Origin of the sequence: Bacillus sp. EKM420B (assembly GCF_011065565.1) — a bacterium.
Taxonomy (GTDB): domain Bacteria; phylum Bacillota; class Bacilli; order Bacillales; family Bacillaceae; genus Bacillus; species Bacillus velezensis.
The window spans coordinates 1-9,428 of the sequence record NZ_JAAMNX010000014.1 but is presented as its reverse complement, the minus strand read 5'-3'; the positions used below and the strand labels follow the sequence as shown (position 1 = coordinate 9,428).

Here is a 9,428-nt window from a genome sequence, read left to right as displayed (position 1 = left end):
GCGCCGGAAACGGAGATGGAGACGCTGCTTTCTGACATTTGGCAGGAAGTGCTCGGTCTTGATCAGATCGGCGTAAGCGATAATTTCTTCACGCTCGGCGGCGACTCGATCAAAGGCATCCAAATGGCGAGCCGTCTGAACCAGCACGGGTATAAATTGGAGATGAAAGATCTCTTCCAGCATCCGACCATCGAAGAGCTCGTCTCTTATGTGGAGCGGACGGAAGGCAAGCAGGCCGATCAGGGACCTGTCGAAGGCGAAGCGGACTTAACGCCGATCCAGCGCTGGTTCTTTGAGAAAAACTTTACCGACAAACACCACTGGAACCAATCCGTCATGCTTCATGCGAAAGACGGCTTTGATCCGGAGATAACAGAAAAAACATTACATGTCCTGACGGTGCACCATGATGCGCTCCGGATGATTTATCGTGAACAAAAACCGTATTACAGAGGGCTTGAGGATGCGTCTGTTGAACTGAACGTCTTTGAGCTGAACGGACCTGCTGAAGACCATGAGGACCGTATCGAACGAGAAGCAGACCGTCTTCAAAGCAGTATTTCACTGGAAACAGGACATCTGCTGAAGGCCGGGCTCTTCCGGGCTGAAGATGGAGACCACCTTCTTCTCGCAATCCATCACTTAGTCGTGGATGGTGTATCTTGGCGGATTTTACTGGAGGACTTCACGTCCGTTTATACGCAGCTGAAGCAAGGCAATGAACCGGCGCTGCCTCCGAAAACACATTCATTCGCCGAATTTGCTGAAAGAATCAAAGAATACGCAAATACGAAGGCGTTTCTGAAAGAAGCGGATTACTGGAGAGAGCTTGAGGAAAAAGAGGTATGCACTCAGCTTCCGAAAGACAGGCAGTCTGGCGATCAGCGCATGAGACATACGAGAACGGTCAGCTTCTCTCTGACGCCTGAACAAACTGAACAGCTGACGACAAACGTACATGAAGCCTACCATACGGAAATGAACGACATCCTGCTCACGGCGCTCGGACTGGCGCTGAAAGAGTGGACGGGTGAAGACACGATCGGCGTTCATTTGGAAGGCCACGGGCGCGAAGACATTCTTGACGGCCTGAATATCACCCGGACGGTCGGATGGTTTACGAGCATGTATCCGATGATCCTTGAGATGAAGCACGCCGACGATCTTTCATATCAGCTGAAACAAATGAAAGAAGACATCAGACACATCCCGAACAAAGGAGTCGGCTACGGCATTCTGCGTTATGTAACGGCGCCTGAGCATAAAGAGAATCTTTCATTTAAGATTGATCCGGATATCAGCTTTAACTACTTAGGCCAGTTTAATGAGATGTCGGATTCCGGCTTATTTACAAGATCCGGGATGCCGTCAGGACAATCGCTGAGCCCTGACACAGAGAAGCCGAATGCGCTTGATATTGTCGGATTTATAGAAAATGGGCAGATGACGATGACGTTTGCCTATCATTCTCTCGAATTTCATGAAAAAACCATTCAATCGTTCAGTGACAGCTTTAAAGGGCACCTCTTGAAAATCATAGATCACTGCCTGGCCCAAGACGGACCTGAGCTTACGCCTAGCGATCTTGGCGATGATGATCTGACGCTTGATGAACTTGATAAATTAATGGAAATTCTCTAACAGAAAAGACAGAGGTGACATATGAGCAAAAAATCGATTCAAAAGGTGTATGCACTCACACCGATGCAGGAGGGAATGCTGTATCATGCGCTGCTTGATCCGCATTCTTCCTCCTACTTCACACAATTAGAGCTTAGGATTCACGGAAGCTTTCAGCTTGAGCTTTTTGAAAAAAGCGTCAATGAGCTGATCCGGACATATGACATCCTGCGTACGGTATTCGTGCACCAGCAGCTTCAAAAACCGCGCCAAGTCGTATTAGCAGAGCGGAAGACGAAGGTGCACTATGAAGATATCAGTCAATTAGATGAAGCGCGCCAAACCGAATATATTGAACGCTATAAACGCGATGTGCAGCAGCAGGGCTTTCATCTGGCGAAGGATATTCTCTTTAAAGCGGCGGTGTTCAGGCTCAGTGAGAAGGAGCTGTATCTCGTCTGGAGCAATCATCATATCGTCATGGACGGCTGGAGTATGGGCGTTTTGATGAAAAGCCTGTTTCAAAACTATGAAGCGCTTCGTGCCGGCCGGCCCGCTGGGGGAAGCCAGGGCAAACCTTACTCTGACTATATCAAATGGCTCGGAGGCCGGGATTATGAGGAGGCGGAACAATATTGGAGCAGCCGCCTGGCGGATTTCGAACAGCCGAGCCTGCTCCCGGGCCGTCTGGCATCAGAAAAGAAAGACTACCAAAATGAAGAATATTCTTTTGTCTGGGATGAAGAGCTGGTCGCGCAGATTCAGCAGACCGCCAACCGGCATCAAGTCACGGGGCCTAACCTGTTTCAGGCCGTTTGGGGTGCGGTGCTCAGCAAATACAACTATACAGCCGATGTGGTGTTCGGCACCGTCGTATCAGGCCGTCCTTCAGAAATCAACGGCATTGAAACGATGGCGGGGCTGTTCATCAATACGATTCCCGTCAGAATCAAGATTGACAAAGATGCAGCCTTTTCTGACGTGATGGCGGCAGTTCAGAAAAACGCCGTGGAAGCCGAGCGCTATGATTATGTGCCGCTCTATGACATTCAAAAGCGCTCCGCTCTGGACGGCAGCCTCTTGAATCATTTGGTCGCGTTTGAAAACTATCCGCTGGACAAAGAGCTGGAAAACGGGGGCATGGAGGAAAGACTCGGCTTTTCCATTAAAGTTGAACATGCTTTTGAGCAGACGAGCTTTGATTTCAATCTCATCGTGTATCCGGGAAAAACGTGGACTGTCAAAATCAAATACAACGGAGCGGCTTTCGCTCATGATGCCATCGAACGAACGGCGCACCATCTGACCCGCATGATGAAAGCGGCGATCGGAACGCCTGACGCGCCCGTGCGGGAACTCGGCCTTGTTTCAGGCGAAGAAGAGCGGCAGATTGTTGAGATATTCAATGATACGAAAACGGCGCTTCCGGAAGAGGAGGCCGTTCACCGTTTGTTTGAAGCACAGGCAAACCGGACGCCTGCAAGCATCGCGATAAAAGAAGAGGGACGCGAATGGACCTACCGTGAAGTGAACGAAGCGGCCAACCGCCTGGCGAGACACCTTGTGAAGAGCGGGCTGGAAAAAGGCCGGACCGCCGCTATTATGAACGACCGGTCTGCGGAAACCGTTATCGGAATGCTTGCCGTCCTAAAAGCAGGCGGCGCCTATGTGCCGATTGATCCGGCTTTTCCGGAGGACCGTCTCCGCTTTATGGCGGCAGACAGCTCGATTCGGCTCGTGCTGACAGTTCAGGACTATCAAGAACAAGCGGGCACATTGCAAGTCCCGATTGTCATGCTGGATGAAAGCGCGGATGAAACGGTAAGCGGAACAGACTTGAATCTCCCGGCCGGCGGCAACGACTTGGCGTATATCATGTATACATCCGGGTCGACCGGAAAACCGAAAGGCGTCATGATTGAACACAGAAATATCATCAGGCTCGTCAAACATTCGAATTACGTGCCGATTCATGAAGAAGACCGGATGGCGCAAACGGGAGCCGTCAGCTTTGATGCCGGAACCTTCGAAGTCTTCGGCGCATTGCTGAACGGAGCGGCATTACACCCGGTGAAAAAAGAGACGCTGCTTGACGCCGGGCAATTCGCCCAATTTCTGAAAGAGCAGCGGATCACGACCATGTGGCTGACGTCTCCGCTGTTTAATCAGCTTGCCCAAAAGGATGCCGGCATGTTTAACACGCTCCGGCACCTCATCATCGGCGGTGACGCGCTTGTGCCGCATATCGTCAGCAAAGTGAGGAAGGCATCACCGGAGCTGTCGCTTTGGAACGGCTACGGGCCGACGGAGAATACGACGTTTTCGACGAGTTTTCTCATTGATCAGGACTACGACGGCTCGATCCCGATCGGGAAGCCGATCGGAAATTCCACTGCGTACATTATGGACGAAAACCGCAACCTCCAGCCGATCGGCGCGCCCGGTGAGCTGTGCGTCGGCGGAAGCGGAGTGGCAAGAGGCTATGTGAATCTGCCTGAATTAACGGAGAAGCAGTTTGTCCGCGATCCGTTCAGACCGGATGAAATGATATACCGGACGGGGGACTTGGCGAAGTGGCTTCCGGACGGCACGATCGAGTTTCTCGGCAGAATTGACAATCAAGTAAAGGTCCGCGGTTTCAGAATCGAGCTCGGCGAAATCGAGGCGAAAATCAGCCAGGCGGAGAATGTGACGGAATCTGCGGCTGTGATCCGGAAAAATAAAGCGGATGAAAATGAAATCTGCGCTTACTTTACCGCAGACCGGGACCTTTCGCCGGAAGACCTGCGCAAAACGCTTTCGGAATCACTTCCGGAATACATGATTCCCGCGCACTTCATCCAGATGAATCAGTTTCCGCTGACGGCGAACGGAAAGATTGATAAAAAAGCGCTGCCTGAGCCTCAGGCTGAAGCCGTTCAAAAAGAATACGAAGCGCCGAAAACGGAAGCGGAGCAGAAACTCGCGGACATTTGGGAAGGCATTCTCGGTGTAAAAGCGGGTGTGACTGACAATTTCTTCACGATTGGCGGACATTCTTTAAAAGCTATGATGATGACCGCTAAAATCCAGGAGCACTTTCAAAAAGAAGTGCCGATTAAAGTGTTATTTGAAAAGCCGACCATTCAGGAGCTTGCGCATTATTTGGAGCATGAGAGCGAGGAGGAACAGCAGTTTGAACCGATCCGACAAGCGCCTTATCAGAAGCATTATCCTGTTTCCTCAGCACAGCGCAGGATGTATATCCTTAATCAGCTCGGACAGGCCAGCACGAGCTACAACGTCCCTGCTGTACTTCTGCTGGAAGGATCAGTAGACAAAAAGCGTCTTGAAGAGGCCATGCAGGCATTAATCAACCGTCATGAGACACTGCGTACGTCGTTTGACATGGCAGATGGAGAAGTCGTGCAGACCATTCATAAAAATGTGTCGTTTGAGCTTGAAACCGCCGAGGGCCGGGAAGAAGATGCAGAAGAGCTGACAAAAGCCTTTATCAGGCCGTTTGCGCTCAATCATGCGCCGCTGGTCCGTTCGAAGCTGATCCGGCTTGAAGAAGACCGGCATCTTCTGCTGATTGACATGCACCACATTATTACGGACGGAAGCTCAATGGGCATTTTCATCGGTGATCTTGCGAAGCTTTATCAAGGCACGGAGCTTGAGCTGCCAAAGATTCATTATAAGGATTTTTCAGTCTGGCAGCGTGAAAAAGCAAATCTCGATCAGCACGAAGCTTACTGGCTTGATACGTTCAAAGGCGATCTGCCGGTGCTGGATCTGCCGCTTGATTTCCCGCGTCCTGCAGAGCGCAGTTTTGAAGGGGAACGCGTCATCTTCGGGCTTGATAAACAGGTGACGGCGCAGATTAAGAAGCTGCTGGCTGATACGGATACGACGATGTACATGTTCTTGTTAGCCGCTTTTCAAGTGCTGCTGTCCAAATATTCGGGGCAGGAAGACATCATAGTCGGGTCTCCGGCGGCCGGAAGACAGCATCCTGATCTCCAAGACGTGCCGGGCATGTTTGTCAACACAGTGGCGCTTCGGTCGCATCCTGCCGGCAAAAAAACGTTCAAGCAATTTCTGGATGAAGTGAAAACGGCGAGCCTTCAAGCTTTTGAGCATCAAAGCTATCCGCTTGAAGAATTAATTGAAAAACTGCCGTTAACGAGGGACACAAGCCGGAGTCCGCTGTTCAGCGTGTTATTTAATATGCAGAACATGGAGATCCCGGCCCTGCGGCTCGGAGATTTGGAGATTTCTTCTTACTCCATGCATCATCATGTCGCTAAATTTGATCTTTCCTTAGAAGCGGCTGAGCGCGGAGAAGAGGTCGGATTGAGCTTTGATTACGCGAAAGCCTTATTTGCGGACGAAACCATCCGCCGCTGGAGCGCTCATTTTGTCAATCTGATTAAAGCCTGCGCCGAAAATCCGGATATTCAGCTGGCCGACGCAAGCCTGCTGTCCGCTCCTGAGCGGGAAGCGCTCCTTTCTGATGAAAAACGGACGGAAGCGGATCTGCCTGAGGGCACTTTTGTTTCGCTGTTTGAACGGCAAGCGCAAAAAACGCCTGATCTCACGGCGGTTGCGGGCGGAACAAGTCTGACATATCGTGAGCTTGATGAACGCTCGAACCGGTTTGCCCGCCACCTTCAGGCTTGCGGAACGGGCAGTGAGGACATCGTGGCCATTATGATGGATCGTTCGGCCGATTTGATTACCGCGATTCTCGGCGTCATGAAAGCCGGAGCGGCATTTCTCCCGATTGATCCGGAGACTCCTGAAGAGAGAATCCGCTACTCTCTCGAAGACAGCGGAACGAAGCTTCTGGTCGTCAATGAGAGAAACATGACCGCGGCCGCCGTTTATAAAGGAAAAACGGTCGTAATGGAAGACGGAGAATGGCAGAACGAAAGCGCCGACCGGCTTGAAACGGAGCCCGGCGCCGACCAGCTTGCCTATATCATTTATACCTCGGGAACAACGGGCAAACCGAAAGGCGTCCAGCTGGAGCACCGCAATCTAATCAATTATGTCACATGGTTCAGCCGTGAAGCCGGTTTGACCGAAGCTGACAAATCCATGCTGCTGTCTTCTTACGCATTTGATCTCGGCTATACGGCCATATTCCCGATTCTTCAGGCGGGCGGCGAGCTGCACATTGTGCCGAAAGAGACGTACACCGCGCCTGATCAGCTTGGTGAGTATATACAGAAAAACGGCATTACGTATATGAAACTGACGCCGTCATTGTTCCATATGATCGTCAATACAGCCTGTTTTACGTCAGAACGCCGTTTCAGCCCGCTTCGTTTAGTGGTGCTCGGCGGAGAAAAGATCATCACGTCCGATGTCCGCAAGTTTCATGACGTATACGCCCATACCGACTTCATCAATCACTACGGGCCGACGGAAACGACGATCGGCGCCATTGCGGAACGGATCAATATGGAGCGTCTTGATCAATATGAGCAGCGTCCCGTCATCGGCCGCCCGATCGCAAATACCGGCGCGCTTGTATTGGACGGAGCAATGCAGCTCGTTCCTCCGGGCGCAAGCGGCGAGCTTTATATTACCGGGAAGGGGCTTGCCAGAGGATATCTTCACCGTCCGCAGCTGACGGCGGAGAAATTTCTCTCAAATCCTTTTTCACCGGACAGCCTGATGTACAAAACGGGAGATGTCGTCCGCAGGCTTCCTGACGGGACGATTGAATTTATCGGCCGTGCGGATGATCAGGTGAAAATCCGGGGCTACCGCATTGAATTAAAAGAGGTTGAAACCGTGCTGTTAAGCGTAAATGGCATTCAGGAGGCGGTCGTTCTCGCAGTCAGCGAAGGCGGGCTGCCGGAACTGTGCGCGTACTATAAAGCCGACAGCGGGCTGAAAGGCTCTGAGCTTCGCAAACGGCTTTCCGAAACACTGCCGTCTCATATGCTTCCGGCTTATTTCGTGCAGGTAGACCGCATTCCGCTCACAGCCAACGGAAAAACCGATAAAAACGCCCTCCCGAAACCGGGCGTCAGCCAAACGGCGCAAACAGCTTCAGCCTTGCCGGAAACGGAATTGGAGGAAAAGCTGTGCCGCATTTGGAAACAGACACTCGGTACGGATACGCTCGGCATCGACGATAATTTCTTCGATTACGGCGGGCACTCTTTAAAAGGCATGATGCTCCTCGCCAATATTCAGGCTGAACTGGACAAAACGGTTCCGTTAAAAGCGCTGTTCGAACAGCCGACTGTCCGCCTGCTTGCCGCATATATCGAAAAATCGGCGGTATCTGAGGGATATCGGATGATCACACCGGCAGACAGTGCAGACGCGTACCCGTTATCATCCGCCCAAAAACGGATGTACGTCCTGAACCAGCTTGACCGGGAGACAATCAGCTATAATATGCCGTCCGTTCTTCTGATGGAAGGAGAAGTCAATATTTCAAGGCTTCAGGAAGCGCTCAATCAGATGATCAATCGCCACGAATCTTTGCGGACGTCCTTTATCGATCAAAAAGGTCAGCCGATGCAGAAGATCGCAGAACAGGCTGACATTGACCTGCACATTTTTGAGGCAGCGGACGAGGAGAAAGCGGATCTTATCATTCAGGCATTCATTAAGCCGTTTGATCTGAGCGCGGCTCCGCTCATTCGGGCCGCTCTTGTCAGACTGAATGAAAAGAAACACCTGCTGCTGCTGGATATGCATCATATTATTGCCGACGGCGTGTCCAGAAGCATGCTGGTCAAAGAGCTCGCTCACCTTTACAAAGGCGGAAGTCTGCCGTCGCCGAACCTGCACTATAAAGACTTCGCCGTCTGGCAGAATGAACCCGGGCAGGCCGAACGGATGAAAGACCATGAACGTTATTGGCTCTCCGCATTTTCCGGCGAGCTTCCTGAATTGAATCTGCCGACCGATTTTCCCCGTCCGCCGGTTCAAAGTTTTAAAGGACAATCCGTCCGTTTCAGAGCGGGACGTGAAACGGAAAAAGCGGTGCGTGAATTAATGGAATCATCGGGAGCGACTCTTCATATGGTGCTTCACGCCGCGTTCCATGTCTTTTTGAGCAAAATCACGGGGCAGCGTGATATCATTATCGGCTCGGTGACCGCCGGAAGAACGAGCGCCGAAGTTCAGGAAATGCCGGGGATGTTTGTCAATACGCTTGCGCTTCGCAATGAAACGCGAAAAGAGCAGACCTTCGCCGGGCTGCTCGAACAGGTGAAACAAACCAATCTCGACGCGCTGGCGCATCAGGATTATCCGTTTGAGGATTTGATCGGAAAGCTTGACCTGCCGAGAGATATGAGCCGCAATCCGTTGTTCCAGGTGATGGTGACGACAGAAGATCCGGATAAAGAAACACTGGAACTGGAGAACCTGCGCATCACTCCGTATGAGTCAAACCAAGGCACGGCGAAATTCGATCTGACACTCGGCGGCTTTACGGATCAAGAAGGTCTCGGCCTTCAGTTTGAATATGCGACTGATCTGTTTAAAAAAGAAACCATTGAAAAGTGGAGCGCCGGGTTCCTGCGGATTCTGAAGCAAGCGGCGGAAAGCCCGGACAGAAAGCTGCCAGAGATTTCACTGATCAGCGATGCTGAAAAACAAGCCCTTCTTGACGCATGGAAAGGAAAAACACTCTCCGTGCCGCGGGACAAAACGGTTCACCGTCTCTTTGAAGAAACGGCCGCCCGCCATGCAAACCGTCCGGCCGCGGCATACAACGGCGCGAAATGGACGTACGGCGAGCTGAACGCAAGGGCGAACCGGATCGCGCGCATTCTCATGGACTGCGGCGT

At 51.8% G+C, this 9,428-nt stretch carries 2 protein-coding genes; both read left to right on the top strand.

All coding sequences use genetic code 11. The features are described 5' to 3' along the window. The coding region (locus G9F48_RS19250) for a condensation domain-containing protein (protein WP_238785832.1) at positions 1-1,641 on the top strand (1,641 nt) is incomplete at its 5' end. 21 nt (positions 1,642-1,662) lie between these two features. After that, positions 1,663-9,428: surfactin non-ribosomal peptide synthetase SrfAB (srfAB, locus tag G9F48_RS20145; RefSeq protein ID WP_165409977.1), on the top strand; the 7,766-nt coding region annotated here is incomplete at its 3' end.